This is a genomic window from Novosphingobium indicum (assembly GCF_014645195.1).
GTDB lineage: Bacteria > Pseudomonadota > Alphaproteobacteria > Sphingomonadales > Sphingomonadaceae > Novosphingobium > Novosphingobium indicum.
Window position 1 is genome coordinate 1 of record NZ_BMLK01000096.1, and the last position, 838, is coordinate 838.

1 protein-coding gene is annotated in these 838 nt (G+C 61.0%); it reads right to left on the reverse strand.

Annotation, left to right across the window (positions count from 1 at the left end; all coding sequences use genetic code 11):
• Window positions 1-112: 112 nt before the first annotated feature.
• Entirely contained in the window at window positions 113-643 is a 531-nt protein-coding gene (locus IEX64_RS24295; RefSeq protein ID WP_188824051.1) for an RNA polymerase sigma factor, read from the reverse strand.
• Window positions 644-838: the final 195 nt, after the last annotated feature.

Below are 838 nucleotides of genomic sequence, written 5' to 3' on the forward strand. Positions count from 1 at the left end.
TGCGCACGGCCCAGTCGAGAGCCTGCTCACGGACCGCTTCGTCGCGAATTGTCTCGTCACTGGCCACGGTGCGCTCCTTTCACAACCGAGACGGAGTCGATTACCCGCAACCTCATCGTATCTCTCCATCGGCGCGGGCCTTCCATTCGGCGAGGGCCCGGTAGGCCGTGCGCAGGTCGCTCTCGACAGTGCTCAGACTCACGCCCAGTTCTGCCGCGACTGCTTTCTGTGCGATCCCGTCAACGCGGTGGCGGCGAAAGGTCTGGGCGATGCGCGGGCCAAGGCTGTCGAGCATAGCGAGAACCTGCGCCGCCTCCTGTGTAGCGGCCAGCCGGCGTTCCGCCGAAGGTTCGCTGGAAGCCTCTCCCTCACCCGACTGGACGTCGCTCCAGTCGCGCTCGCGCTTTTCCGCCTGGCGCCGCGAGCGGTAGCGGTCGATCATGGCCGCGTTTACCGCGCTGTAGAGATAGGCCACAGGCGCCGAAACCGGACCGGCGCCACTGGTAGCAAGACGAATCCAGACTTCGTGCAGAATGTCCTCGGCAGCATCGTCTGCACCTCTCACCTGCAGAAAACGCAGAAGCTGCTGCCGGTTTGCAAGAAAGGCGGCTTCAAGGCCGGAGACTGGCGGCGGGGGGGACACGGATATCGGACTCTCTGCACCTTCACCGCTGGTTAGTTCTTTTTGACTGATAGATAAAGCGAGGAACTCGGGGCTGCAGAAATTTGACCGTGCTGAATCAGGTCTCACTGAGACAAATATTCTGTTGAAACTAGAGCAATGCACAGGATTTGTGAATCGAGGGATTCACGCTGACGAGGGTTTGTGATTCACCGT